At 73.0% G+C, this 25080-nt stretch carries 27 protein-coding genes and 1 other RNA gene; 20 read left to right on the top strand and 8 right to left on the bottom strand.

The genetic code is table 11. The features are described 5' to 3' along the window. Positions 1 to 36 precede the first annotated feature (36 nt). The 4 genes from ACX9MN_RS07990 to cobJ are packed head-to-tail and all read left to right on the top strand — an operon-like array spanning position 37 to position 3522. The gene (locus ACX9MN_RS07990) at positions 37 to 1296 is read left to right on the top strand and encodes a precorrin-3B synthase (RefSeq protein WP_489724137.1); all 1260 of its coding nucleotides are present in this window, start codon (positions 37 to 39) and stop codon (positions 1294 to 1296) included. Then, entirely contained in the window at positions 1293 to 1985 is a 693-nt protein-coding gene (locus ACX9MN_RS07985) for a precorrin-8X methylmutase (protein WP_280142561.1), read from the top strand. Before ACX9MN_RS07990 ends, ACX9MN_RS07985 begins: the two co-directional genes overlap by 4 nt. Continuing rightward, a complete protein-coding gene (locus tag ACX9MN_RS07980) occupies positions 1985 to 2764 on the top strand; it encodes a precorrin-2 C(20)-methyltransferase (RefSeq protein ID WP_091680789.1) in 780 nt (259 codons plus the stop codon). The genes ACX9MN_RS07985 and ACX9MN_RS07980 overlap by 1 nt, the downstream gene beginning before the upstream one ends. Further along, complete coding sequence (cobJ, locus tag ACX9MN_RS07975; RefSeq protein WP_489724136.1) at positions 2761 to 3522, top strand: precorrin-3B C(17)-methyltransferase; 762 nt, start codon at positions 2761 to 2763, stop codon at positions 3520 to 3522. Before ACX9MN_RS07980 ends, cobJ begins: the two co-directional genes overlap by 4 nt. On the opposite strand, the gene ACX9MN_RS07970 is transcribed toward cobJ, so the two are convergent. Continuing rightward, positions 3489 to 4286: a cobalt-precorrin-6A reductase gene (locus ACX9MN_RS07970; RefSeq protein ID WP_489724135.1), complete on the bottom strand. Its 798-nt coding sequence runs from the start codon at positions 4284 to 4286 to the stop codon at positions 3489 to 3491. The genes cobJ and ACX9MN_RS07970 overlap by 34 nt on opposite strands. A 13-nt stretch (positions 4287 to 4299) precedes the next feature. On the opposite strand from ACX9MN_RS07970, the gene cbiE reads away from it, so the two are divergent. Genes cbiE through ACX9MN_RS07950 form a run of 4 tightly spaced genes read left to right on the top strand, consistent with a single transcriptional unit; the run spans position 4300 to position 8010 of the window. After that, entirely contained in the window at positions 4300 to 5520 is a 1221-nt protein-coding gene (cbiE, locus tag ACX9MN_RS07965; RefSeq protein WP_091978813.1) for a precorrin-6y C5,15-methyltransferase (decarboxylating) subunit CbiE, read from the top strand. Further along, positions 5499 to 5921 (top strand): cobalamin biosynthesis protein, encoded by a 423-nt coding sequence (locus tag ACX9MN_RS07960; RefSeq protein ID WP_489724134.1) that lies wholly within the window; start codon positions 5499 to 5501, stop codon positions 5919 to 5921. The genes cbiE and ACX9MN_RS07960 overlap by 22 nt, the downstream gene beginning before the upstream one ends. Then, positions 5918 to 6694, top strand: coding sequence for a precorrin-4 C(11)-methyltransferase (gene cobM, locus ACX9MN_RS07955; RefSeq protein WP_091680797.1), 777 nt, complete (start codon positions 5918 to 5920; stop codon positions 6692 to 6694). Before ACX9MN_RS07960 ends, cobM begins: the two co-directional genes overlap by 4 nt. Further along, positions 6691 to 8010: a cobyrinic acid a,c-diamide synthase CobB gene (locus ACX9MN_RS07950; RefSeq protein WP_489724133.1), complete on the top strand. Its 1320-nt coding sequence runs from the start codon at positions 6691 to 6693 to the stop codon at positions 8008 to 8010. The genes cobM and ACX9MN_RS07950 overlap by 4 nt, the downstream gene beginning before the upstream one ends. A gap of 60 nt (positions 8011 to 8070) precedes the next feature. On the opposite strand, the gene ACX9MN_RS07945 is transcribed toward ACX9MN_RS07950, so the two are convergent. Next, complete coding sequence (locus ACX9MN_RS07945) at positions 8071 to 8508, bottom strand: helix-turn-helix domain-containing protein (protein WP_020094642.1); 438 nt, start codon at positions 8506 to 8508, stop codon at positions 8071 to 8073. Between the two features lie 355 nt (positions 8509 to 8863). Here ACX9MN_RS07945 and hmuQ point away from each other — a divergent pair, with 355 nt between their 5' ends. Next, entirely contained in the window at positions 8864 to 9211 is a 348-nt protein-coding gene (gene hmuQ, locus ACX9MN_RS07940; protein WP_042672224.1) for a heme-degrading protein HmuQ, read from the top strand. 335 nt (positions 9212 to 9546) lie between these two features. Then, a complete protein-coding gene (locus tag ACX9MN_RS07935) occupies positions 9547 to 11052 on the top strand; it encodes an undecaprenyl-phosphate glucose phosphotransferase (protein WP_020094644.1) in 1506 nt (501 codons plus the stop codon). Positions 11053 to 11089: 37 nt separating this feature from the next. On the opposite strand, the gene ACX9MN_RS07930 is transcribed toward ACX9MN_RS07935, so the two are convergent. Then, positions 11090 to 11575 (bottom strand): transcriptional repressor, encoded by a 486-nt coding sequence (locus ACX9MN_RS07930; protein WP_489724132.1) that lies wholly within the window; start codon positions 11573 to 11575, stop codon positions 11090 to 11092. A 124-nt stretch (positions 11576 to 11699) separates the two neighbouring features. Here ACX9MN_RS07930 and ACX9MN_RS07925 point away from each other — a divergent pair, with 124 nt between their 5' ends. Genes ACX9MN_RS07925 through ACX9MN_RS07915 form a run of 3 tightly spaced genes read left to right on the top strand, consistent with a single transcriptional unit; the run spans position 11700 to position 13500 of the window. Then, positions 11700 to 11834, top strand: a complete 135-nt coding sequence (locus tag ACX9MN_RS07925) for a hypothetical protein (RefSeq protein WP_020094646.1) — start codon at positions 11700 to 11702, stop codon at positions 11832 to 11834. Beyond that, the gene (locus ACX9MN_RS07920) at positions 11831 to 12628 is read left to right on the top strand and encodes a metal ABC transporter ATP-binding protein (RefSeq protein ID WP_042672223.1); all 798 of its coding nucleotides are present in this window, start codon (positions 11831 to 11833) and stop codon (positions 12626 to 12628) included. The genes ACX9MN_RS07925 and ACX9MN_RS07920 overlap by 4 nt, the downstream gene beginning before the upstream one ends. A gap of 47 nt (positions 12629 to 12675) precedes the next feature. Further along, complete coding sequence (locus ACX9MN_RS07915) at positions 12676 to 13500, top strand: metal ABC transporter permease (RefSeq protein ID WP_051123769.1); 825 nt, start codon at positions 12676 to 12678, stop codon at positions 13498 to 13500. Here ACX9MN_RS07915 and ACX9MN_RS07910 read toward each other — a convergent pair whose 3' ends face one another. From ACX9MN_RS07910 to ACX9MN_RS07900, 3 genes are read right to left on the bottom strand one after another with little or no spacing between them, the layout of a single operon-like run. Next, on the bottom strand, positions 13501 to 14364 hold the full coding sequence (locus ACX9MN_RS07910; protein ID WP_489724131.1) for an SDR family oxidoreductase: 864 nt from the start codon (positions 14362 to 14364) through the stop codon (positions 13501 to 13503). Next, positions 14361 to 15506, bottom strand: coding sequence for a tRNA epoxyqueuosine(34) reductase QueG (queG, locus tag ACX9MN_RS07905; protein ID WP_489725216.1), 1146 nt, complete (start codon positions 15504 to 15506; stop codon positions 14361 to 14363). Before queG ends, ACX9MN_RS07910 begins: the two co-directional genes overlap by 4 nt. 29 nt (positions 15507 to 15535) lie before the next feature. Next, positions 15536 to 16228 carry a glutathione S-transferase family protein gene (locus ACX9MN_RS07900; protein ID WP_020094651.1) on the bottom strand — a complete coding sequence of 231 codons (693 nt, stop codon included), beginning with the start codon at positions 16226 to 16228 and terminating at the stop codon, positions 15536 to 15538. A 253-nt stretch (positions 16229 to 16481) separates the two neighbouring features. Between ACX9MN_RS07900 and ACX9MN_RS07895 the strand changes: the two genes are divergently transcribed. The 5 genes from ACX9MN_RS07895 (at position 16482) to ACX9MN_RS07875 (ending at position 21175) form a co-directional block, all read left to right on the top strand. Next, positions 16482 to 17285: an undecaprenyl-diphosphate phosphatase gene (locus ACX9MN_RS07895; RefSeq protein ID WP_020094652.1), complete on the top strand. Its 804-nt coding sequence runs from the start codon at positions 16482 to 16484 to the stop codon at positions 17283 to 17285. Between the two features lie 229 nt (positions 17286 to 17514). Then, positions 17515 to 19404: a methylmalonyl-CoA mutase family protein gene (locus ACX9MN_RS07890; protein ID WP_489724130.1), complete on the top strand. Its 1890-nt coding sequence runs from the start codon at positions 17515 to 17517 to the stop codon at positions 19402 to 19404. Further along, positions 19364 to 19822 (top strand): hypothetical protein, encoded by a 459-nt coding sequence (locus ACX9MN_RS07885; RefSeq protein ID WP_489724129.1) that lies wholly within the window; start codon positions 19364 to 19366, stop codon positions 19820 to 19822. Before ACX9MN_RS07890 ends, ACX9MN_RS07885 begins: the two co-directional genes overlap by 41 nt. 135 nt (positions 19823 to 19957) lie before the next feature. Beyond that, entirely contained in the window at positions 19958 to 20407 is a 450-nt protein-coding gene (locus ACX9MN_RS07880; RefSeq protein ID WP_091680812.1) for a hypothetical protein, read from the top strand. Positions 20408 to 20455: 48 nt separating this feature from the next. After that, a complete protein-coding gene (locus ACX9MN_RS07875; RefSeq protein ID WP_489724128.1) occupies positions 20456 to 21175 on the top strand; it encodes a glutathione S-transferase in 720 nt (239 codons plus the stop codon). 15 nt (positions 21176 to 21190) lie between these two features. On the opposite strand, the gene ACX9MN_RS07870 is transcribed toward ACX9MN_RS07875, so the two are convergent. Together ACX9MN_RS07870 and ACX9MN_RS07865 are read right to left on the bottom strand one after the other, a co-directional pair. Then, a complete protein-coding gene (locus ACX9MN_RS07870) occupies positions 21191 to 22948 on the bottom strand; it encodes a bifunctional protein-serine/threonine kinase/phosphatase (protein ID WP_489724127.1) in 1758 nt (585 codons plus the stop codon). Beyond that, a complete protein-coding gene (locus ACX9MN_RS07865) occupies positions 22945 to 24483 on the bottom strand; it encodes a YifB family Mg chelatase-like AAA ATPase (protein ID WP_489724126.1) in 1539 nt (512 codons plus the stop codon). Before ACX9MN_RS07865 ends, ACX9MN_RS07870 begins: the two co-directional genes overlap by 4 nt. Before the next feature lie 143 nt (positions 24484 to 24626). On the opposite strand from ACX9MN_RS07865, the gene ACX9MN_RS07860 reads away from it, so the two are divergent. Both ACX9MN_RS07860 and ffs read left to right on the top strand, forming a co-directional pair. After that, positions 24627 to 24887 (top strand): PepSY domain-containing protein, encoded by a 261-nt coding sequence (locus ACX9MN_RS07860; protein ID WP_489724125.1) that lies wholly within the window; start codon positions 24627 to 24629, stop codon positions 24885 to 24887. 75 nt (positions 24888 to 24962) lie between these two features. Beyond that, an RNA gene (gene ffs, locus ACX9MN_RS07855) (signal recognition particle sRNA small type) lies at positions 24963 to 25061 on the top strand. The last annotated feature ends 19 nt before the right edge of the window (positions 25062 to 25080 follow it).

The raw sequence follows: 25080 nt of genomic DNA, 5'->3' as shown, positions 1-25080 counted from the left end.
GCCCGCCGGGGCTGGTGCCCCGGTCTGACGCGTCCCATGCCGACGGGCGACGGGTTGCTCGCGCGCGTCCACCCGCCGCTCGGAATCCTGACCCTCGATCAGGCCCGCGCCGTGGCGGAGGGCGCGCGCCGCTTCGGGAACGGGCACCTGGACCTGACCGCACGGGCGAATCTCCAGATCCGCGGCGTCTCTGAGGCAACGCGCGCGCCGCTGGCCACCTGGCTCGCGGCCCGGGGCCTCGGCGACGTGCGCGCCGACGGCGGCCCCCAGCGCCTGACGCTCACGAGCCCCCTGGCCGGCCATGACCCGAACGAGACGATCGACGTGCCGGCCCTCGCCCGGGCGATCGAGACCGCGGGGCTCGCGATCCCGGGGTTGCCGGCCAAGACCCTGGTCGCTGTCGAGGGCCGCCCCGGCCGGGCGCTGCCGGAAGCGGATTTCTGCGTCGTCGCCGAGGGACCCGGCCGCGTCGCGATCGCGGTCGCGCAGGGTGAGACCCCGCGGAAGCTCCTGACCTGCGCAGCCGACGCGGCGCCCGGCCACGTGGCGGCCCTGCTCCGCGCCTTCGCGCGGACCGGTCGGCGCCGGATGCGCGACCTGTCGGACGACGAACTGGCGGCACTGGCCGTGGCGCTTCCGTCAGGAGATACCCGCGCCGGACCGGCGCAGGCGTACCAGGGCTTCGCTCCGGAACAGGAGCCGGCGCGTCCGGCGGGCGGACACGACCTTCGGAGCGTCGCCGTCGACGCGCCCTTCGGTCGCTGCACTGCCGACGCCCTCGACCGGATCGTGGCTACGGCAGCGGCGATCGGCTCCGACGAGATCCGCCTCTCCCCCACGCGCGGCTTCGTGATGCTGGCGCCGGCCGCTGCCGAAGCGGCGGCCGCGATTGCGGCGCTCGCGGCGGAGTTCATCGTCGTCCCCGACGATCCGCGGCGCGCGATCGCGGCCTGCACGGGGGCGCCGGGCTGCGCCTCCGGATCGACCCCCACGCTCGCCGACGCGGCGCGCCTCGCGGAGGCGTTCGGCCCCCTGGCGGCCGCGGGCCATGCCGCGCACGTGTCGGGCTGCGCCAAGGGCTGCGCGCGGCCGGGTCCGGCGGACCTGACCCTCGTCGGCCACGACGGCCTCTACGGCGTGGTGATCGGGGGCGCGCCCGGCGATGAGCCGGCGATGGATCTCCCTATCGAGGCCGTGCTGGAGCGGCTAGGAAGGGCCGAGATCGACGGGCTTTCCGCCGCCTTCGCGCCGGAGACCGCCCCTTCAGAATGCGGGAGGACCAGGAGACCGGCATGAGCGCGAGCCAGAACGCCCTGCGCCAGACAGGATCGGAGCCGGCCGCGGCCCACGAGTCCCCGTCCCGCTACGACTATATCCGCGACGGCGGCGCGATCTACGCGCGCTCCTTCGCGATGATCCGCGCCGAGTCCGATCTCGGGCGCTGGTCGGGCGCCGCCGAGCGCGTCGTCGTCCGCATGATCCATGCCTGCGGCATGACCGACCTGCCGGCCGACGTGGAGATGGCGCCCGGTTTCGCCGAGGCCGGCGTCGCGGCCTTGAAGGCCGGCGCACCGATCCTGTGCGACGTCCGCATGGTCGCCGACGGCGTCACCCGGGCGCGCCTGCCCGCCGACAACAGGGTGATCTGCACCCTGGGCGACCCGCGCGTGCCGGATCTCGCCAAGAGCCTCGGCACGACCCGGTCCGCGGCCGCCATGGAGCTGTGGCGGGAGCATCTCCCGGGCAGCGTCGTGGCGGTGGGCAACGCCCCGACCGCCCTGTTCCGCCTCTTGGAACTCCTCGATGCCGGCGTGGCACCGCCCGCCGCGGTGATCGGCATCCCGGTGGGCTTCGTCGGCGCGGCGGAGTCGAAGGAGGCCCTGGCGCGGGACGGCCGCGTGCCGTTCGTGGTCGTGCACGGGCGGCGCGGCGGCAGCGCCATGACGGCCGCGGCGGTCAACGCGCTCGCCAGCGAGGTCGAGTGATGGACGGTTTCGAGCGCCTCGACGGCCCGACCGAGGAGATCCCCGCGGCCGCCGTGACCGGCACGCTCTACGGCGTCGGCATGGGTCCGGGCGATCCGGAGCTGCTGACCGTGAAGGCCCAGCGCATCCTGATGCGCGCGCCCGTGCTGGTCCATTTCTGCAAGCGCGGCCGGCGGGGCAACGCCCGCACCATCGCGGACGCGATCCTGCGCGACCCGGCCCGCGAGATGGCCCTCGCCTATCCCTACACGACCGAGATCCACCCCGAGCACCCGGACTACGTGGCGGCGCTGGCCGGCTTCTACGACGACGCGGCCGGGCAACTCGCCGATCATCTCGGCGCCGGGCGGGACGTCGCGATCCTGTCGGAGGGCGACCCGTTCTTCTACGGCTCGTTCATGCACCTGTGGCGGCGCCTGAAGGACCGCTTCCCCGTGGAGGTGGTCCCGGGCGTCACCGGCATGTCGGGCTGCTGGACCCGGGCCGGCACGCCTATCACCTGGGGCGACGACGTCCTCACCGTCCTGCCGGCGACCCTGTCGCTCGACGCGCTGACCGAGCGCCTGCGCGGCACGGACGCGGCCGTGGTGATGAAGCTCGGGCGCCACCTGCCGAAGGTGCGGGCCGCCCTGTCGGCCGCCGGGCTGCTCGCGCGCGCGGTCTACGTGGAGCGCGGCACGATGGCGGGCGAGCGGGTCGTGATGCTGGCCGACAAGGCCGACGACGAGGCGCCCTACTTCTCGATGGTGCTCCTGCCCGGAGAGGGCCGCCGGCCGTGAGTGGGTGCCTCACCGTCGTCGGCCTCGGGCCGGGCGACGCGGCCCTGCTGACCGAGTCGGCCCGCCGGGCGCTGGACGCGGCGGAGGACGTCGTCGGCTATTTCCCCTACGTGGCCCGCGTTCCCGAGCGTCCCGGCCTCGTCCGGCACGCCAGCGACAACCGGGTGGAGGTCGACCGGGCGCGCCACGCGCTGCAGCTCGCCGCCGCCGGGCGCCGGGTCGCGGTCGTGTCCGGCGGCGATCCCGGCGTCTTCGCCATGGCGGCGGCGGTGTTCGAGGCGGTCGAGTACGGCGAGGCCGGCTGGCGCGACCTCGCCATCTCGGTCGAGCCGGGCATAACCGCGATGCTCGCCGCCGCGGCCCGGCTCGGGGCCCCGCTCGGCGGCGATTTCTGCGCGCTCTCGCTCTCCGACAACCTGAAGCCCTGGCCGGTCGTGACCGCGCGGCTGGAGTCTGTTCTGCGCGCGGATTTCGTGGTGGCGCTCTACAACCCGATCTCCACCGCCCGGCCCTGGCAGCTCGGGGCGGCCCTGGAGATCGCGGCCGGGATCCGCGCGCCGGAGACGCCCGTGATGTTCGCCCGCGCCGTCAGCCGGCCGGACGAGGCGATCCGCGTCGCGACTCTCGCCGAGGCGCCCGCGGTGCCAGCCGACATGGCCACGATGGTGATCCTGGGCGCCTCGACGACCCGGCTGATCCCGCGCGAAGGCCGGCCGCCCTTCGTCTACACCGCCCGCAAGGTTGAGGGACCGGCGTGATCGCCCGCGTCCAGCCAGCGGCGCGCGCCCGCGGCGTCCGCGACGCTCGGCACGTCGGGCTTGCCCGGCCGCCGCACCATCACGACCGGGATGCCGAGGCCGCGCGCCGCCGCGATCTTGCCGTAGGTCGCCGCGCCGCCCGCGTTCTTGCTGACCACGACCTCGATCCGGCTGGCCCGCATCAGGGCCGTCTCGGACGCGGCGTCGAACGGTCCGCGCGCCTCCAGGGCGGTCAGATGCGGCACCGGAAGGATCCCGCCCAGCGGCTCGACCGTCCGCGCCAGGTAGCTGTGCTGCGGCGCCGCCGCGAAGGCCCCGGCCTCCTGCCGGCCGATCGTCAGGAACACGCGCCGGGGCTCGGGGCCGAGGGCGGCAACCGCCTCCTCCATCCGGTCGACCTCGACCCAGTCGTCGCCGGGCTCCCGGCTCCAGGCCGGCCTGCGGATCGCGAGGAGCGGCACGCCCGTCAGGGCCGCCGCGCGCGCGGCGTTGGCCGACATCCGCGCGGCGAACGGGTGGGTCGCGTCGATCAGCCGGGTGATCGCCTCCGCCCGCAGGTAGCCGGCGAGACCCTCGGCGCCGCCGAAGCCGCCGATCCGGGTCGGCACAGGCTCAAGCTTCGGCGCCGCCGTCCGTCCCGCCAGCGAGAGCGTCACGGCGCGATCCGCGCCGCCTGCGAGCGACCGGACCAGGGCACTCGCCTCGCCGGTCCCGCCGAGGATCAGGATCCGCATCGTGCCGGTGATCGGGGGCGGCGTGTTCATGGGCGCCTTGTCCATGAGCGCTAACCCGCTGTCGAGCGCCCCGTGGCTGTCGATCGTCGGGATCGGCGAGGACGGCCGGGCCGGGCTGACGCCGTCCGCCGCCGCCGCGCTCGACGCCGCCCGCGTGGTCTATGGCGGCCGGCGCCACCTCGCCCTCGCCGGGCCGCTCGACGCGGAGACGCGGCCCTGGCCGAGCCCGATCCACGAGGCCTATCCGGAAATCCTGGCGCGGCGCGGCCAGCCGACCTGCATCCTCGCCACGGGCGACCCGTTCCACTACGGCATCGGCGCCGAGATCGCCCGGCTGGTGCCCGCGGGCGACATCCGCGCCTTCCCGCAGCCCTCGGCCTTCAGCCTCGCCTGTGCCCGGCTCGGCTGGCCGCTCGCCGAGTGCGCCCTGGTCACGCTCCACGGTCGCGCGCTGACCCGGATCGTCCCGCATCTCCAGCCGGGGGCGCGGCTCCTCGTCCTGTCTTGGGACGGCACGACGCCCGGCGCCCTCGCCGCCCTGCTGCGCGACCGGGGCTTCGGCGCGTCGACGCTGACGGTGCTGGAGGCGATGGGCGGGCCGCGCGAGCGCGTCCGCACCCTCCGCGCCGAAGCGTTCGACGGCGCCGACTTCGATCCGCTGAACACGGTGGCGCTCGCGGTGGCGGGGGCCGGCTGCGCCCTGCCCCTCGCACCGGGCCTCGACGACGACCTGTTCGAGAATGACGGGCAGCTGACCAAGTCCGAGATCCGGGCCCTGACCCTGTCGGCGCTGCGCCCGCATCCGGGACAGCATCTCTGGGATGTCGGTGCGGGCGCCGGCTCGATCGCGATCGAGTGGATGCTGCGCCACGCGAGCCTGCGCGCCACCGCGATCGAGGGAAGGCCGGACCGCGTCGAGCGGATCCGCCGCAACGCCGTCGCGCTCGGCGCCCCGGACCTCGCCGTCGTCGCCGGCACGGCACCGGGCGCGCTCGCCGGCCTGCCCGCGCCGGACGCGGTTTTCATCGGCGGCGGCGTCTCGGAGCCGGGGGTCCTCGCGACCGTGCTGGCGGCGCTGCGGGGCGGCGGTCGCTGCGTCGCCAACGCCGTGACCCTCGAGGGCGAGGCCGCGCTGCTCGCGGCCTTCGCGGCGCATGGCGGGAGCCTGCGCCGCTACGGCGTGGAGCGGGCGAGCCCGGTCGGGGGAATGCACGGCTGGCGCCCGGCCATGACGGTGATCCAGTGGGCCTGGACCAAGCCGTGACCGGAGCGCTGGTCGCCGGCATCGGGTTCCGCCGGGGCACCGAGGCCGAGGAGATCGCGGAGCTGATCGAGCGCGCCCTCACCCTGGTCGGCGCCGCGCGGTCGAGCCTCGCGGCTGTGGCCACGGCGGACGACCGGGCGTCGGACCCGGCGATCCGCGCGGCGACGGCCCGGTTCGGCCTGGCACCGCATTCCATCGCCGCAGCCGCGCTGGAGGCCCGCGACGCCGAGGTCGTCACCCGCTCGACGCGGATCGAGCGCCTGCGCGGCGTCGGCTCGCTGGCCGAGGCGGCGGCCCTCGCCGGCGCCGGGCCCCGGAGCCGCCTCGCCCTACCCCGGATCGCGAGCGGCGGCGCCACTTGCGCCCTGGCTGTCCGATACGACACGACACGGGAATCATGACCGTCCACTTCATCGGCGCCGGCCCCGGCGCGGCCGACCTGATCACGGTGCGCGGGCGCGACCGCATCGCGGCCTGCCCCGTCTGCCTCTACGCCGGGTCGCTCGTCGCCCCCGAGATCCTGGGCTGGTGCCCGCCCGGTGCCCGGATCGTCGACACGGCGCCCCTCGACCTCGACGCCATCCTGGCGGAGATCCGGACGGCGCACGCGGCCGGCCAGGACGTGGCGCGCCTGCATTCCGGCGACCTGTCGATCTGGAGCGCCCTGGCCGAGCAGATGCGCCGGCTCGACGCGCTGGCCATTCCCTACACGGTGACGCCGGGCGTCCCCGCCTTCGCGGCCGCGGCCGCGCTGCTGCGCCGGGAGCTGACGGTCCCGGGCGTGGCCCAGACCGTGGTCCTGACCCGCACCTCCGGGCGGGCGAGCGCCATGCCCGAGCGGGAGACGCTGGCGGCCTACGCGGCCACCGGCGCGACCCTGGCGATTCACCTGTCGATCCACGTCGTCGAGGCCGTCGCCGCCGAGCTGATCCCCTTCTACGGCCCGTCCTGCCCGGCGGCGGCGGTGTTCCGAGCCTCCTGGCCGGACGAGCGGGCGCTCGTGGGCGATCTCGCCGCGCTGCCCGGGCTCGTCGCGGAGGCCGGTCTGGAGCGCACCGCCCTGATCCTGGTCGGACCGGCGCTGGGCGCCGCGGAGTTCCGCGAGAGCGCTCTCTACGCGCCCGACTACGACCGGCGCTACCGGCCCGGCGGCACGGTGGGGTCGCGGTCGTGAGCGCCCCCGGCCTCCTCGTCGCGGCGCCGCGCTCCAGCTCCGGCAAGACGACCGTCGCCCTCGCGCTCATGCGCGCCCTCATCCGGCGCGGCCTGCGGGTGCGCGGCGCGAAGTGCGGCCCGGACTACATCGATCCGGCCTTCCACCACGCCGCGACCGGCCATCCGAGCTTCAACCTCGACAGCTTCGCCATGGCGCCGCCGCTCCTCGACGCGCTGGCGGGCGCGACGGCGGCGGCGGCCGATCTGCTGATCGCCGAGGGGTCCATGGGCCTGTTCGACGGCGTCCGCGCGGCCGAGAACCGCGCCGGGGCGAATGCCGACATCGCCGCGCGCTACGGCTGGCCGGTGGTGCTCGTGGTGGACGTGTCGGGCGCGGCGCAATCGGCGGCCGCCGTGGCGCTCGGCTGCAAGCTCTACGATCCCCGCATCCGGATCGCCGGCGTGATCCTCAACAAGGTGGCGAGCGCCCGTCACCGGCGCCTCGTCGAAGCCGGCATGGAGCGCGCGGGACTGCCGGTGCTCGGCGCGCTGATGCGCGACGCGCAGCTCGTCCTGCCCGAGCGCCACCTGGGGCTCGTGCAGGCCGGCGAGACCGCGGATCTCGCCGCGCGCCTCGACAGGCTCGCCGACCTCGCGGAGGCGGGCATCGACCTCGACGCCGTGGCGGCCTGCGCGAGCGGCACCGTACCGCCCTCCGGTGGCCGCCTGCCCCGGCCGCCCGGACAGCGCGTGGCGGTCGCCCGGGACGCGGCGTTCAGCTTCCTCTACCCGCATCTCGAGACCGGGTGGCGGATGGCCGGCGCCGAACTCGTGCCGTTCTCGCCCTTGACCGACGAGGGACCGCCCGAGGATTGCGACGTCTGCTGGCTGCCGGGCGGCTATCCGGAACTGCACGCGGGCCCGATCGCCGGCGCGACCCGCTTCCTGGACGGGCTGCGCCGCTTCGCGCGGACCCGGCCGGTCCATGGGGAGTGCGGCGGCTACATGGTCCTGGGCGAGACGTTGCAGGATGCCGATGGAGCGACCCATGCCATGGCCGGACTGCTACCGGTCGCGACCTCGTATCACCGGCGCAAGCTGCATCTCGGCTATCGCGTCGCGCAACTCTGCGAATCCGGCCTGCTCGGCGCCGCGGGCACGCGCCTCGTCGGCCACGAATTCCACTACGCCAGCGAACTCTCGCCGATCGCGCCGGAGAAAACGGCGCTTGCCCGCGTGACGGATGCCGAAGGTGTCGATCTGGGACTGGCCGGCCACCGGGTCGGACCCGTCACCGGCAGCTTCTTCCACCTGATCGCGACCGATCCGCCGTGACGCCGGGCTCGGCGCAGCCGCTTCGAAGGTCCCCGAGGTGAAGCCTGTTTCGCGCGCCGGTCAGGCCGGATCCGTCGTCGGCGCGGTTGCGCCGCGGTTCTGCGCGAGTCGTGCGGCGCTGCGGACCAGCGCGAGCACGTCGCGGCGCATCTGCTCGTCCTCGATCTGGGCGTAGGCGCGCAGCAGCTCGATGGCGCCGTGGGCGCTGAGGAAGCCGAACACGTCCTCCTGCGCGTTCTCGCGCGGCTCGTTCTCCTCGAAGAACGCGGAGACCGGAACCTCGAGGAGGCGCGCGATCTCGCGCAGCCGGCCGGCCCCGACCCGGTTCTGGCCCTTCTCGTATTTCTGAACCTGCTGGAAGGTCACGCCGACCGCGTTGCCCAGCGCGGTCTGGCTCATGCCGCGAGCCTTGCGCAGCGCTGTGATCCGGATGCCGACGAGGCGATCGACGTCCGTCGTCTGCTTCGGCATCGTCTGGCCGGAGGAATCCTTGTCCATGGCGTGGGCTGCATCCTCCTGCGGACGGGGTGTCTTCGCCTCGCTGTCGCGCCGCTTCACCGTCCGCCCCTTAGTCGCATGTCCTGCACGCCAGGTTGCCGGTACTCCGTGCCGATGTCCGGCTATAGCCCTGATCCCGACACAGATGAACCGCGGCGCAGTAGGACACCAAGTTGTCAAGCTTCGCAAGTCGAAGGTTACATCTTCTAGTTTAAGCCCACACATCTTTGCAACATTGTTGCTCAAATGTCGACGTGGAGGTCAGGGCTGCTTTCGAGGTGCGCCTTGTCGCCGCGCGGCGGTACCCCTTAGGACCACAGGGGCATGTAGGTTCGGTACCGCGCAGGAGGCACGCATGTTCATCGCGATGAATCGCTTCAAGGTCGTTAAGGACGCGACGGCGGATTTCGAGGCCGTCTGGCTCGGGCGCGACAGCCACCTCGGCGAGATGCCGGGCTTCGTCGAGTTTCACCTGCTGCGCGGCCCCGAGCACGAGGACCACGTGCTCTACGCCTCGCACACGATCTGGCGATCGCGTGCCGATTTCGAGGCCTGGACCCGGTCCGAGCAGTTCCGCAAGGCGCATGGCCGCGTGCCCTCGACCAAGCCCCTGTATCTCGGCCACCCCCAATTCGAGGGTTTCGAGACGATCCAGACGGTCGGCGGCACGGCCGATGCGCGCCAGGACGCGGACGCCGTCTGAACGCGGCGGACCCCGGCCGCCCTTCGGCCGGGGTCATTCGAGGCGCCGATCCGGTTGAAACCGCGATGAAAGAAACCCGCGTGAATTGAAATAGCTCCGGCGAAAACGGTCCCCCGTCAAACCTCGCGACGGCCGGCTGCGCCCAACAGTCACTCAGCATTAACTATGTATTGCCTCCTCCGGAAGCAGGCCCTAAGTCGCAGCGCTCATCCGCGACTGCGATCGTGAACCCGCCGGGCCCGCGGCTTGCTCCGTGACCGTCACCAGGCGGCGCTGAAACCTTTCGTGTCTCAGACTGGTACAGAGTCCGACTAAGACGGGACGTTGCGGGTCAGATGTTTCACGATCGGCTTCCGGAGACGTTTCAGGCGCTACCGACCTCGGCGGAGCGCCGCCGCAATGTGTGGTCGGCCCTGCTGCCGCGCCGCGGCCGTGCGCTGGCACGCATCGCCCTGTCCATGACTCTCGCCGCCACCGACATCGCGGCGATCGTGGCGGTCACGCTGGGCCTCGAATGCGCCTACCAAGTCCTCGCGCAGGACGGCACGGTGTGGGCGGGTCTCGTCCGCGGCTCGCGGCTGTCGGCGCTGCTGGCGCTGGTGATCGTCGCCACGAACGTCCTGCGCGAGGAGTACAGCCTCGAGAACGTGATGGCGCAGAAGCCGGGCGTCCAGCGGGTGGCCTCGCTCTGGCTGATCGCCTGGGCCGCCGTGCTCGTCGTCAGCTTCATGACGAAGACGACCAACGATTACTCGCGGCTCGTCTCGCTCGGGATCTTCGCCGCCGGCCTGCCGGTGCTCATCGCGGCGCGGGCCGCGGTGCGCCGGCTCGTGCGCGAGCGGCTGAGCGCCGGATCGGCCACCGCCAGCCGGATCCACCTCGTGGGCTACGAGGAGGACATCGCGCGCTTCTACGCCGGCAAGGAGGTCGACCAGCTCGGCTCGCGGATCATCGGGACGAGCTACCTGCGGCGGGTCGATCCCGGCGCCGACGCGGCCACGCGCCACGACCAGTTGCAGGAGGATCTCGACCTCGCCGTCTCCGTCGTCCGCTTCCTGCGGCCGGACGACGTCTTCGTGCTGGTGCCCTGGGCCGACACCGCGGAGGTCGAGCGCTGCATCGACGCCTTCCTGCGGGTGCCCTCGGCCCTCCACCTGCGTCCCGGCGCGGTCCTCGACCGGTTCCCGGACCTGCAGGTCGCCCGGGTCGGCGGCGTCTCGGGGATCAACATCGGCCGCCGCCCGCTCAACGTCGGCGAGGTCATGCTGAAGCGCGCCCTCGACCTGACGGTGGCGACCATCGCCCTTGTGTCGCTGTCGCCGCTGCTCGCCGCGATCGCGGTGGCGATCAAGCTCGACAGCCCCGGCCCAGTCTTCTTCCGGCAGAAGCGCTACGGCTTCAACCAGCAGCCGTTCGGCGTCTTCAAGTTCCGGTCGATGCGGGCGGATCCGAACGCCGCCTTCCGGCAGGCGACCCGCAACGACAGCCGCATCACCCGGATCGGCGCGATCCTGCGCCGGACGAACCTCGACGAGCTGCCCCAGCTGATCAACGTCCTGCGCGGAGAGATGTCGCTGGTCGGCCCCCGTCCGCACGCTTTGGCGCACGATCGGAGCTTCGAGCGCCGGATCGCCCTCTACGCCCGCCGGCACAACGTGAAGCCCGGGATCACCGGCTGGGCCCAGGTCAACGGATACCGGGGCGAGACGCAGACCGACCTCGCCATGGAGCGGCGCGTCGCCTGCGACCTGCACTACATCGACAACTGGTCGATCTGGTTCGACATCCAGATCATGATCCAGACGGTCGTCTCGCGCCGCGCCTACCAGAACGCCTTCTGACCGGCACCCGGCGGCCGTCCGCCCTGGAAGTGGCGCCTCAGGGGGCCTGCTTCCGCTCCCGGCAGGCGCCGCAATCGCCCTCGACCTCCAGGATGCTGTGGGTCGGGGTGAAGCCAGCCCGCTCCAGCGTCCGCCCCAGGCTGCCCTCGACTTCCTCCGACGAGGCCTCGTCGACGCCGCCGCAGGCGCGGCAGATCAGGAAGATGACCCCCTCCCCGGGGGCGTGGCCGTGCGCGCAGGGGATGAAGGCGTTGCGGCTCGCGATCCGGTGGACCAGCCCCTGCTCCATGAGGAAGTCGAGGGCGCGGTAGACCGAGACCGGGGCCACGCGCTTGCCCGGCGCGCTCAGCCGCTCGGCGATGTCGTAGGCGCCCTGAGCCTTGGCGGACTCGGCTACGGCCTCGAGCACCTCCCGGCGCAGGGGCGTGAACTGAAGACCGCGCTCGCGACACAGGGCCTCGGCCCGCGCGAGCATGTCACCGGTGCCGGCGTGGCACGCGTCGTGACCCTCGTGACGGTGCATGATCGCTCCAGACGTGATCCGCAGGTTGTCCCGCGGGTTTGTTACAGTGTATCACCGCCGCCCAGCACCGCACCAGTAGCCCCGCGTGGTGCCCGCGCCGGCGTGAGCGCGCGACGAGGACCCCGTGCCGACCATTCCCAGCCCGAGACACGCGGCGCGGCGATCGCTGTTCCAGAGCGGGATCGGCCTGCGGCTGGCGCTCGCCGCGCTGCTCTCGGCGCTGGTCTGGCTGACCATCGCCTGGGCGCTGGCGACATGAGCGGCGCGCGCCCGGATCCGATCCGCCTCGTCGGTCTCACCCTCGGTTACGACCGGCATCCGGCGGTCCACCACCTCGACGGGTCCGTGCGGGCCGGCGACCTGCTCGCCCTTGTCGGCCCGAACGGGGCCGGCAAGTCGACGCTCCTCAAGGGCATGGCCGGGGAAATCCGCTGCCTGGACGGGCGCATCGAGCGCGCCGGCGCCCTCGCCTACATGCCGCAGGTCGACGAGATCGACCGGAGCTTCCCGCTCACCGTCATGGATCTCGCCGGCATGGGCCTCTGGCGGCGCGCGGGGGCGTGGCGCAGCCTCACCCGGCGGCGCCCGGCGATCGAGGCGGCGCTGGCCGCGGTCGGCCTCGACGGCTTCGCGGCGCGGCCGATCGGCACCCTGTCGGGCGGACAGTTCCGGCGCGCCCTGTTCGCCCGTCTGATCCTGCAGGACTGCCCGGTCGTGCTCCTCGACGAGCCGTTCACCGGCATCGATGCGCGGACGGTGGACGATCTCCTGGCGCTGATTCGCACGTGGCACGGCGAGGGGCGGACCGTGGTGGCGGCCCTCCACGACCTCCAGCAGGTCCGCGCGCATTTCCCGACGACGCTGCTGCTCGCCCGGGAGCCCGTGGCCTGGGGACCGACCGCGCGGGTCCTGACGGCCGAGAACCTCGCGCGCGCCCGCAACCTGTCCGAGGCCTGGGACGAGGGCGCGGCGATCTGCGCCGGGCCGCGATCCGTCGCGGCGGCGCACGACCACGGCGGCGCGGACCATCACCACCACGAGGACGCCGCGTGACCGATCCGCTCGGATCCCTGTTCGCGCCGTTCGTGGAGTTCGGCTTCATGCGCCGGGCCCTGGCGGGCTGCCTCGCCCTGTCGGTCTCGGCGCCGCCCATCGGCGTGTTCCTGACGCTGCGCCGCATGAGCCTGATGAGCGACGCGATGAGCCACGCGATCCTGCCCGGCGCCGCGGTCGGCTTCCTCGTCGCCGGCCTGTCGCTGCCGGCGATGACGCTGGGCGGCCTCGTCGCCGGCCTCGCGGTCGCCCTCCTGGCCGGCGCCGTCACCCGCGCGACGGTCGTCCGGGAGGACGCGAATCTCGCGGCCTTCTACCTCATCTCGCTCGCGGCCGGCGTACTGCTGGTCTCCCTGCGCGGCTCGCAGATCGACCTCATGCATTTCCTGTTCGGCTCGGTCCTGGCGCTCGACGACGCCGCGCTGTGGCTGCTCGGTGGCATCAGCACGCTGACCCTGTTGGCCCTGGCCCTGATCTACCGGCCGCTCGTGATGGAATGCGTCGATCCCCTGTTCCTGCGGAGCGTCAGCCGCAGCGGCGGCCCGGTTCACCTCGCCTTCCTGGCGCTGGTGGTGGTGAACCTCGTCGGCGGGTTCCAGGCCCTCGGCACGCTGCTGGCGGTGGGGCTGATGCTGCTGCCGGCGGTGGCGGCCCGGTTCTGGGCCCGCGACCTGGCCGGGCTGATCCCGGTCTCGATGCTGATCGCGGCCCTGGCGAGCGTGTCGGGGCTCAGCCTGTCGTACCGGTACGACGTGCCGAGCGGGCCGGCCATCGTGCTGGCGGCCGGTGCCCTCTACGTCGCCTCGATGATGGTCGGCCCGCGCGACGGCCTGCTCCGCCGCCTCGTCCGGCCGCGCCACCTCGAGGCCTGATCAGGGCTGATCCTTGAGCGCCGCGAGCCCCTCGCGGTAGGTCGGATAGGCGAGCGCGACGCCGAGTTCGTCGCGGATCAGCCGGTTCCGGACGCGCTTGTTCTCGCCGTAGAAGCTGCGCGCCATCGGCGACAGGTCGGCGGTCTCGAAATCGATCTCGGGCGGCAGCGGCAGGCCTGTGAGGGCCGCGGCGTGCTCGGTCACGGTCTGGGGCGCGGTCGGCTCGTCGTCGGTGACGTTGTAGATCGCCCCCGGCCGCGGCCGGTCGATCGAGGCGAGCAGCGTCGTGGCGATGTCGTCGACGTGGATGCGATTGAAGACCTGCCCGGCCTTCACGATGCGCTGCGAGCGGCCCTCCCGCAGCTTCACGATCGGGTTGCGCCCGGGTCCGTAGATGCCCGAGAGCCGGAAGACCTGAACGGCCTTGCCGGTCGCGGCGCCGAGCGCCAGCCACGCCGCCTCGGCGTCGACGCGCACCTTGGACCGGGCGCTGCGCGGGGTCGCCGGCGTGGTCTCGTCGATCCAGGCGCCGCCCTGGTCGCCGTAGACGCCGATGGTGGACAGGTAGCCGATCCACTGGATCCGGCTCGCCGCGACGGCGTCGGCGTAGCGGGCCAGTACCGGGTCGCCGGCCTCGCCGGGGGGCGCCGAGACGAGGAGCACGTCCGTGTCGGCGAGATCCGCCGCGATCCGGGGATCGTCGGCCTCCGGCCCGAAGGCGCGCATGGCGAAGCCCGTCTCCGCGGCGACGCGGTCGGCGGCCGCGGGGTCGGTCACCGTGGCGCGGACGGTCCCGAAACGCGGCCGCGCCCGCTCGGCGAAGTGACGGCCCGTGAAGCCGAGCCCGAAGACGAAGAGGTTCATGCCGCGGATGTCTCGTCCGTCCGCGGTTCCGTCAAGCCGGTGACGGCCCGCCACTCGTCCCGCACGTGGGCGTCGGTCTCTGAATCGCCGTGCTGCCGCCCGAGCGCGCGCACGGCCTCGGGTGCCAGCAGCCGGCCGCAGGCCCAGACCGCCATGCCGCGCACCAGCGAGGACGGGTCGCGCAGCCGCGCGACGGCCGACTCCGCCAGCGACGGGTCACCCGAATTGCCGATCGCGATCATGACGTTGCGCAGGAAGCGGTCGCGCCCGGTGCGCTTCACCGGCGTGCCGGCGAAGAAGGTGCGGAACGCCGCGTCGTCGAGGCCCGCGAGATCCGCGAGCGCCGGGGCCGCCAGGTCCGCCCGCGCGGCGAGCCGGCTCTCCGCCGCGGTGCAAGCGAACTTGTTCCAGGGGCAGACGGCCAGGCAATCGTCGCAGCCGAACACCCGGTTGCCGATCGCTTCCCGGAACGCCGGGGGGATCGGCCCGGCATGCTCGATCGTCAGGTACGAGATGCAGCGGCGGGCGTCGAGCCGGTAGGGCGCCGGGAAGGCGTCGGTGGGGCAGACGTCCAGGCAGGCGCGGCACGAGCCGCAACGGTCGGGCTCCGGCGGGTCGGGCTCGAATTCCGCGCTCGTGTAGATCGCGCCGAGGAGCAGCCAGTTGCCGTGCCCGCGGGAGATCAGCACCGTGTGCTTGCCCTGCCAGCCGAGGCCGGCCGCCTCCGCCAGGGTCTTCTCCATGACGGGGGCGGTGTCGCAGAAGACCTTCACCCGCACGTCGCCCTTGGCCGACAGATACCCACCCAGTTCTTTCAGGCGGCCCTTCAAAACTTCGTGATAGTCCCGCCGCTGCGCGTAGGCGGCCACGGCACCGCGGTCGCGACGCGCCACGAGGTCGAGGGGATCGTGCTCCGGCCGGTAGCTCATCGCCAGGACCAGGATGCTGCGCAGACCGGGCCACAGCGCGATCGGGCTGGCGCGCTGATCGGACCGCTCCGCCATCCAGTCCATGGTGCCCTGCGCGCCCTCGGCGAGCCAGGCGGACAGGCGGCCGGGCAGGTCGGGCAGCCGGTCGGGTCGGGTCACGCGCAGGCCGCAGAACCCGAGCGTCCGCGCCCGGGTCTCGACGAGGCGGCGCAGGTCGGCGCCGTGGTAGGTCCGTCGGGCGTTCAGAAATCCAGATCCGCGTAGTGGGCGGCCGGTGCCATCCCGGCCACCCGGTCGGCGAGCAGGGCGCGGAACGAGGGCCGCGACTTGACGCGGGCGTACCAGTTCCGCGCCATCTCGTCCTCGTCCCAGGGCACGTCGCCCAGGTAGTCAACGCAGGAGAGATGGGCGGCCGCGGCGAGATCGGCATAGGTCAGGTTGTCGCCGGCGATCCAGCGCCGTCGCGCGATGAGGTAGCCGATGTATTTGAGGTGGTAGCGCACGTTGGAGCGCGCCGCGCGGATCGCGTTCATGTCGGGCGGGCCGCCGCCCTCGTTGGCCGACATGAAGCGCTTCGAGATCTTTTCGTTGACGAGGTAGGCGGTCACCTCGGACTCGAACTTGACCAGGAACCAGTCGAGCAGGCGCCGTACCTCCACGCGCTCGACGGTGTCCTCCGGCAGCATGCGGCGCCCCGAGAGCCCCAGGCCGCGGGTCTCGTCGAGGTACTCGGCGATGACGCCGGCGCCGGGAACCACGAGGCCGTTCTGCTCCAGCAGCACGGGCGTGACGCCCGCCGGGTTGATCAGCAGGAAGTCGTCGCGCCGTTCCCAAGGCCGTTCTTCGAACAGCGTCGGCTCCATTCCCATCTCGGCGAGCACGAGACGGATGAAACGGGAATTCGCGCAGAAAGGGAAATGGTAGAGGGTTGCCATCGAGGCCGTGCGGGACGTTCGGTCTGCCAGCGCGGCCGGTCCCGCGCTCGTCGTGGGTCCTGAAGCGCGGGTCTTCGGCGCAGAGGACTTCGGACCGAGCGTTATTGCCCGACCGTTGCCGAGCCCTTAACACGCGCGGCCCGGCCCGGTAACTGCCCGTCAACCCTGATCGGCGAAGCCTCGGGTACAACCATTTCGCGTGGCAGGTGGTGGCCCGACGGGGGCCTCCGCGCGCGCGGCACAGGGCGTCGCGATGGATCCGGCAAGCATCGGCAAAGCAGTGCTGCTCGCCCTGGTGGAGGGGGCGACCGAGTTCATCCCGGTCTCCTCCACCGGCCACCAGCTGCTGGTGGGGCACTTCATCGGCTTCCACTCGCCCAACAACACCTTCGAGGTGCTGATCCAGCTCGGCGCGATCCTGGCGATCCTGCTGGTGTATTTCCGCCGCCTCCTGGGGATCGCCACCGCGTTGCCGTCCGATCCGAAGGCGCGCCGCTTCGTCCTCGGCATCCTGGTGGCGTTCCTGCCGGCGGCGATCATCGGCGGCCTCTTCTCGAAGCTGATCAAGGCCTACCTGTTCAACCCGTGGATCGTCTGCGCGACGCTGGTGGCCGGCGGCCTCGTGCTCCTCGTCATCGACGACACCGACCTGGAGGTGAAGAAGACCGACGTCTACGACTTCTCGCTGCCGATGGACCTGAAGATCGGCATCTTCCAGTGCCTGGCGATGATCCCAGGGGTCTCGCGCTCGGGCGCCACGATCGTGGGCGCCATGCTGATGGGCGCCGACAAGCGCTCGGCCACCGAGTTCTCCTTCTACCTCGCGATGCCGACCATGGCGGGCGCCTTCGCCAAGGACCTGCTCGACAACTATAAATACCTCTCGAGCAACGATGTCGGGCTGATCGCGATCGGCTTCATCGTGTCATTCGTCTCGGCGCTGTTCGTGGTGCGGTTTCTCCTCGACTACGTTTCCCGCCACGGTTTCTGGCTGTTCGCGTGGTGGCGGATCATCGTCGGCGCCCTCGGCTTCGCCGGCCTGATCATCCTCGGCTGACGCGGGCGGGGTCGCGCCCCGTTCGGTCGGTCCGGGCTCGCCGGCAGCGGCTCGGACTCGCGATCCGGATCGACAGGTGCCCCTCACCGCACCTGCGCCGCATCACTCAAAAATCGGTGATCCGCGGCTTGAGCTTTCCTCAACCATCGGGCGATTGCCAGCGGCGGAGCGGCGTGCGAGGCAAACGCATGAAAGCGGTGCAGAAGACGCCGCGCCCTGGGACGTACCGATGGAAGACAGACCGCTCGCCGACCTCTTCGAGCCCGCAGACCGGGCGCGCTGGCTCGGCCTCGTCGAAGGCGTCCTGAAGGGCGCCGATTTCGAGAAGCGGCTGGTGTCGCGGACGGCTGACGGACTGCGGATCGAGCCCCTCTACGGACCGGCCGAGCCGGCGGCGCAGCCGGTGCGCGAGCCCGGACCCTGGCGGATCGCCCAGCGGGTCGACCATCCCGACATCGGAACCGCGAACACGCAGGCGCTCACCGACCTCGAGGGCGGGGCCGATGCCCTCGTGCTCGCCGTCGCGGGCGCGCCGGGCGCCCGCGGCTACGGTCTCACCGCGGCGAGCGTCGAGGAACTCGACGCCGCCCTGAAGGGCGTGATGCTGCCGCTGATCGCCCTGCGGATCGATGCCGGCGGTCGCGGCCTGGAGGTGGCCCGGCTGGTCAAGGCGCTGGCGGAGCGCCGCGGCGAGGATCTCTCGACCTACGACGTCGATCTGGGGCTCGATCCCGTCGGCGTCCTGGCGGCCACCGGCAGCCTCGGAGCCGTCTGGACCGACATCGCGCCCCGCCTCGCCGAGGTCGTGGCCGAGCTGGAGGCGGCGGGTTTCCGCGGCCGGGCCTTCCTGGCCGACGGCCGGCCCTACCACGAGGCCGGCGCCGGCGAGGCGGCGGAACTCGGCGCGGTGCTCGCCACCGCCGTCGCCTACCTGCGCGCCCTGGAAGCGGCCGGTCACGATCTCGCGAGCGCGCGCGATTGCGTGGCCGTGCTGCTCGCGGCCGATGCCGATGAGTTCGTCACCGTCGCGAAGTTCCGCGCGATGCGGCGCCTCTGGGCGCGCGTCGAGCAGGCCTGCGGCCTCGAGCCGAAGCCGCTGCGCCTCCACGCCGAGACCGCGTGGCGGATGATGACCAAGCGCGATCCGTTCGTGAACATCCTCCGGACCGGCATGGCGGCGGCCTCGGCCGGCATGGGCGGCGCCGACAGCGTCGCGGTCCTGCCGTACACGCAGGCCCTCGGCCTGCCCGACGCCTTCGCCCGGCGCGTGGCGCGCAACAGCCAGATCGTGCTCATCGAGGAATCGCACCTCGCGCGGGTCAGCGACCCCGCGGCCGGCGCCGGCGGGTTCGAGACCCTGACGGCCGAGCTCGCCGAGGCGGGCTGGGCGGCGTTCCAGGCGATCGAGGCCGAGGGCGGGATCGTCGCCGCGCTCAGCGTCGGCAAGCTCCAGCGGCGGATCGAGCTGACCCGCGAGGCCCGCGCCAAGGCGGTGGCCACACGCCGCGAGCCGCTCACCGGTGCGAGCGAGTTCCCGAACCTCCCCGAGAAGCCGGTGACGGTCCTCGACGTGCCGCCCGTGGCGGCGGTGCGCGGATCCAACTTCGGCGCGGGCTCGGCGGTTGCCTGCGACGCGCTGCCGTCCCAGCGCCTCGCGGAGCCTTACGAGGCCCTGCGGGACGCCTCGGACGCCTTCCTCGCCAAGACCGGTCGCAGGCCGATCGTGTTCCTGGCCAATCTCGGCCCGGTGGCGGCCTTCAACGCCCGGGCGACCTTCGCGGCCAACGCCTTCGCGGCCGGCGGGCTCGAGGCTCTGTCGAACGAGGGCTTCCCCGATGCCGAGGCGGCGGCGGCGGCGTTCCGGGAATCCGGCGCGAGCCTCGCCTGCATCTGCTCCACCGACGGGATCTACGCCGAGCGCGCGGTCGCGACCGCGGAGGCGCTGACCCGGGCCGGCGCCGGACCGGTCTACCTCGCCGGGAAGCCGACGGACCTGGCCGAGCCGCTGAAGCAGGCGGGCGTGGCCGCCTTCCTGCATGTCGGTTGTGACCTCCTCGCTCTCCTCAACGCGGCACTCCGTGCGGCCATGCGGACGCCCGCGCCGCAGGCGCCGCGCTGACGGGGCGCCGGTCTCCCCGAAGCTCCCGGCACTCCAGATCCGCCTGACGCCCCGCATCGCCGTCGCCCTGCTCCTCGCCGGCACGCTGCCCGCCGCGTCCGCCCCCCGCGCCGCCGACCTGCCCGATCGGTTCGACGGCACCTGGAGCGTCGAGATCATCACCGAGACGGGGAACTGCGACCGTGCCTACCGCTACCCGGTGCGGATCGAGCGCGGGCGGGCGCGCTTCATCGGGACTGCCTTCGTGGTGGAGGGTGGCGTCGCGCGGAACGGGGCGATCCGCGGCTCGATCTCCAACGGCGCCGCCACCGCCGACGTGCGGGGACGCCTGGGCTCGGACGGCTTGGGTGCCGGAACCTGGGTCTCGACCGGGGCCCTCGCCTGCCGGGGACACTGGAACGCGGAGCGGCGCGGCTGAGCGCGGCTGTGGCCGTCCCGAAACAGCCCGGATCTTGCCCGGAATCGGGCACCCGGACCGAACCGCCAGCCCCGATCCCGACGCAATCATGAGCGAGAGCTGAACACGGTTCGGACACCCGACGAGGCCGCCCGTATGAAGACTTCGATCCTCGCCACCTTCGCCGTCCTCGCGCTCGTCTCGGCCGCCGAGGCGCGGCCTCACCGGCACCCGGCCGCCCCGAAGGTGAACGCGGCGGAGGCCGAGAAGGTGTTGGCGCCGCTGCGGCAGGCCGCCACCGCGTGCTTCGCCGAGACGGTGCTGTCGAACCCGAAGGCGACGGCAGAGGCGCGCGCCGGCCGCTGGTACGAGGCCGTCGGCATCACGGGCTTCCTGTGCCGCCCGGAGGTCGCCGCGATGATCCGGACCCACGACAACCTCTACGGCGCGAAGACCGGTGAGCGCTACTTCAAGGGCGCGTACGTCAAGCATCTGGACCAGCAGCTCGCCGAGCGCCTTCAGCCGATGTTCGCCCGCAAGGCCGTCGCCAGCGCCGAGCCGCCGCTCGAGAAGGCCTCGGCGGAGGAGCCGGCCGAGAACAACTGAGCGGGAACCGTCCGGGGTCGCCGCGCCTTCCCCGACCCGGAGGCGGCGATGCCCTACGAGCTCCATTACTGGCCGATGATCCAGGGGCGCGGCGAGTTCGTCCGCCTCGCCCTCGAGGAGGCCGGCGCCGACTACGTCGACGTGGCCCGCCAGGACGACGATTCCGGCGGCATCGGACCGATGCTCGACCGACTGTCCGACCCCGCCGATCCGCGACCGCCCCTGGCACCGCCCTTCCTGCGCGACGGCGACGTCGTCGTCGGGCAGAGCGCCGCGATCCTGCTCTATCTCGGACCGCGCCTCGGGCTCGTGGGCCCGTCGGAGCGCGACCGGATCTGGACCCATCAGCTCCAGCTCACCGTCGCCGACGCGGTCGACGAGGCGCACGACACCCACCATCCCGTCGGCGTCGGCCTGTACTACGCGGATCAGAAGGCCGAGGCGCTGCGCCGGGCGGCCGAGTTCCGGGACGATCGCATCCCGAAATATCTCGGCTATTTCGAGCGCGTGCTTGCGGCCAACGGCGGCCGCCGCCTCGTCGGCGCGGATCTCTGCTACGCCGACCTGTCGCTGTTCCAGCTCGTCGACGGCCTGCTCTACGCCTTCCCCAAGGCGACCGCTGCGGCCCTCCGGAGAACCCCGCAGGTGGCGCGGCTCCACGAGACCGTGGCGCGGCGCCCGCGGCTCGCCGCCTACCTCGCCAGCGCGCGCCGGATCCCGTTCAACGAGGACGGCATCTTCCGCCGCTACCCGGAATTGGATCCCTGAGACGCGAGCCGGGGCTCACCGACGCGGGCCGGCGATCAGGATCGCCGCGAGCACCAGCGCGACGAGCCCGAGCACCAGCGACAGCAGGCGCCAGAACAGCAGCGGGTCGCGCTCCAGGAGCGACGCCCGCCGGCCATCCGTGAAAGCCGGGTTGGGGTGGCGCAGGTCGTGGACGAAGGCCGACACGGTCGCGTAGCGACGCTGCGGATCGGGATGGACGGCCCTGCGCAGCGCGCCGTCGACCCAGACCGGCAGCAGCGGGCGCACGGTCAGCGCCGACGCGTAGCGCAGCCGCCGCTGCGCCGCGCGCGTCCGGGCCCGGGGCACCGCGTCGCCGTAGGGCAGCCGCCCCGTGAGCATCTGGTAGGTTATCACGCCGACCGCGAAGACGTCCGACTGGGCGGTCCCCGGGGCGCCGAGGAAGCACTCCGGCGCCGTGTACTGCACCGTGCCCAGGATCTCCGCCGGGTCGATCCGCGGGTCGCCCTCGACGACGCCGGCGACCTGGGTCGCGCCGAAATCGATGATCTGGACGGTGCCGGCCGCGTCGATCAGGACGTTGTCGGGCCGCAGGTCCTGGTGGACCATCTCCCGCCGATGGAAGGCCTGCACGCCCCGGGCGAGCTGCTCGACGAGCCCCCGCACCGCCTCCAGCTCGGGCGCCGCGTGGTCGCGCATCCACTGGGTCAGGGTCTGGCCCTCGACGTAGCGCATCACCGTGTAGAGGTGGCTGCGGCGGCCGGCCTGGGGATGGGCCTTCAGCACGTGGGGATTGTCGATCCGCCGCGCGATCCACTCCTCCATGACGAAGCGCTTCCGCTGGGCGGGATCGTCCCGCAGGTCCAGCGACAGCACCTTCAGCGCGACCTGCGCACCGGTCTCCGCCTCGAGCGCCAGGTAGACGCGGCTCCGCGGACCGGAGTGGAGGATCCGCAGCAGCCGGAAGCCGTCGAGTTCCGCGGGCGGGTCGAGGAGCGGCGCCGGGTCCAGCCCCTCGGCCTCGCCGAGGAGGTCGGCCGGCTCGCCTTCCGGCACGGTCTCGACCCGCACGATCTGGATCGTCAGGTTGTCCGGGCTGCCGGCCGCCAGGGCCATCTCGACGATCGCCCGCGCGGCCGCGTCCAGGGTCCCGGCCCGCGCGATCTCCGCGACCATGTCGCGGGGCCGGACATGCTCGTGGATGCCGTCCGTCGTCAGCACGAAGGTGTCACCGGCCTCGACGCCCACGGCGTGATAGTCGATCTCGACGCGGCCCTGCGCCCCGAGGGCGCGGCCGAGATACGATTCCGCCGCGGAGACGACGACCCGGTGGTCCTCGGTGAGCTGCTCGAGCGACCGGCCGGACACCCGCCAGATCCGGGCATCGCCCACGTGGAAGAGGTGGGCCACGCGGGATTTCAGCACGAGGGCGTCGAAGGTCGTGACGTGGCCCCGGTCGGCATCGTTCGGATCGGCGCCGCGCCGCGTCTCGGCGTAGAGCCAGGAATTCGTGGCCGCGATCACGCGCTGCGCCGAGGTCTTCACCGACCACGTGTCCGGCGTGGCGTAGTAGTCGCTGAGGAAGCTCTTGACCGCGGTCTCGCTCGCCGCCGCGCCCGCCGCGCTGCTGCTGATCCCGTCGGCGAGGGCGACCGCGACCCCCTTCAGGCCCAGCGCCGGCTGGACGGGAACCAGCGCGCCGTTGAAATCCTGGTTGGCGGCCTTGCGGCCGGCGCTGCTGTGCTGGCCGATCGTGACCGTCAGGTCGGCCGGGCCGCGCGGTCCGGCGCTCAAGCGGCGGCCGCCGCGCTGTCGCCCCGGCCGCGGTACGACAGCGCCTCGGCGAGGTGGAGCCGGCGGACCTGCGCCTCGCCGTCGAGGTCGGCCAGGGTCCTGGCGACGCGCAGCGTCCGGTGGAAGCCGCGGGCGGAGAGGCGCATGCTCTCGGACGCCTGGCGGATCAGCGCCGTCCCGTCGGCGTCGGGGCTCGCGACGTCCGAGATCAGCGTCGCGGGACAGGTCGCGTTGGTGGTGGATTCCGGCAGGCCGCGCGCGGCGTAGCGCGCGCCCTGGAGCGCGCGGGCCGCCGACACCCGCGCGGCCGCCTCGCGGGAGCCCTCGGCCGGCGCGGGCAGGATCAGGTCGGCGGCCGTCACCGCCGCCACCTCGACGCGCAGGTCGATGCGGTCGAGCATCGGGCCGGAGATCCGCGCCTGATACTGCGCCATGCAGCGCGCGTTCGGCCCGCGCCGGCAGGCGTAGCCCGGTTCGAGACCCTGGCCGCAGCGGCACGGGTTCATCGCCGCGACCAGCTGGAACCGCGCCGGGTAGGTGATTCGGTGGTTGGCCCGGGCAATCATCACCGCCCCGGATTCCATCGGCTGGCGCAGGCTGTCGAGCACCTGCGGGGAGAATTCGGGGAGCTCGTCCAGGAACAGCACGCCGCCATGGGCCAGGGAGACCTCACCGGGCCGCGCCCCGAGGCCGCCCCCCACCAGGGCCGCCATCGAGGCGGAATGGTGCGGCTGCCGGAACGGCCGGCGGTTCGAGAGCGCCCCGTCCTTCAGCGCGCCCGCCACCGACTGGATCATGGAGATGTCGAGCAGCTCGCGCGGCGTGAGCGGCGGCAGGATCGAGGGAAGACGCGCCGCCAGCATCGACTTGCCCGAGCCGGGCGGCCCGTTCATCAACAGGTTGTGGCCCCCGGCGGCCGCGATCTCCAGGGCGCGCTTGGCGCCCTCCTGCCCCTTGATGTCGGCGAGGTCCGGCAGCGGCCCGGCCGGCGCGGCGACGGCGGGCTCCGGCCGCGCCATCACCTGGCTGCCCTTGAAGTGGTTGGCGAGCTGGATCAGCGAGCGCGGCGCGAGCACGTCGAGGTCGCCCCCCGCCCAGGCCGCCTCCGGCCCGGTGGACGCCGGGCAGATGAGCCCGAGCCCCCGATCGGCCGCCGCCATCGCGGCTGGCAGCACGCCGCTCACCGCCGTGATGCTGCCGTCGAGGGCGAGCTCGCCCAGGACGCAGTAGCCGGCGAGCGCGTCCGCCGGGATCGCGCCGATCGCCGCCATGACGCCCAGCGCGATCGGCAGGTCGAAATGCGAGCCTTCCTTGGGAAGATCCGCCGGGGCGAGGTTCACCGTGATGCGCTTGGCCGGCAGCGCCAGCCCCGAGGCGATCAGCGCTCCGCGGACCCGCTCGCGCGATTCCGCCACCGCCTTGTCGGGCAGACCGACGACGGTGAACACCACCGAGCCCGGCACGATCTGGACCTGCACGTCCACCGCCCGCGCCTCGATGCCCTCGAAGGCCACGGTGGCGACGCGGGTGACCATTCGTGCAGTGTCCTCGCCGCCGCGTTCCGGTACGGCCAAGATGTGCGGCAGATTCGGGGGCGGCTCAAGGGGATCGTCGCCATGGAACTCCGCCGCGGCACGCCTGTTCACAGCCGGAAACAATTGCCGGATCGGAGACAGCCATGCGCCTGACCACGTCCCTTCTCGCCCTGACCTTGATCGCGGGCACCGGCCTCACCGCCCGCGCCGACGAGAAGCTTCCGCCCGATCAGCAGGCCAAGGTCGAGGCCATGCTCAAGCAGGAGGGCTTCACCAAGTGGAAGGAGATCGAGCTCGACGACGGCATGATCGAGGTCGACGACGCGATCGACGCGAGCGGCAAGCAGTTCGACCTGAAGCTCGATCCGAAGACCCTGGCCATCGTGAAGCGCAAGGCCGAGTGAGGCAGCGCTTCGGCTGCGCTTCGACTCGGCTTCAGCAGCGCTTGCGTTCGGGCCGAGGCCCGGCCATATAGCCGGCGGGGGGTTGGCGAGGGACGTTTCACTCGCCAACCGGGTCAGGTCCGGAAGGAAGCAGCCCTAACGAGACCGAGCGGGTCTTCGTCCAGCCTCCCACCTCATTCCACGGCGCGCGGCA

This window comes from Methylobacterium sp. 1A (assembly GCF_058072805.1).
This window is presented reverse-complemented; position numbering and strand designations above follow the sequence as displayed.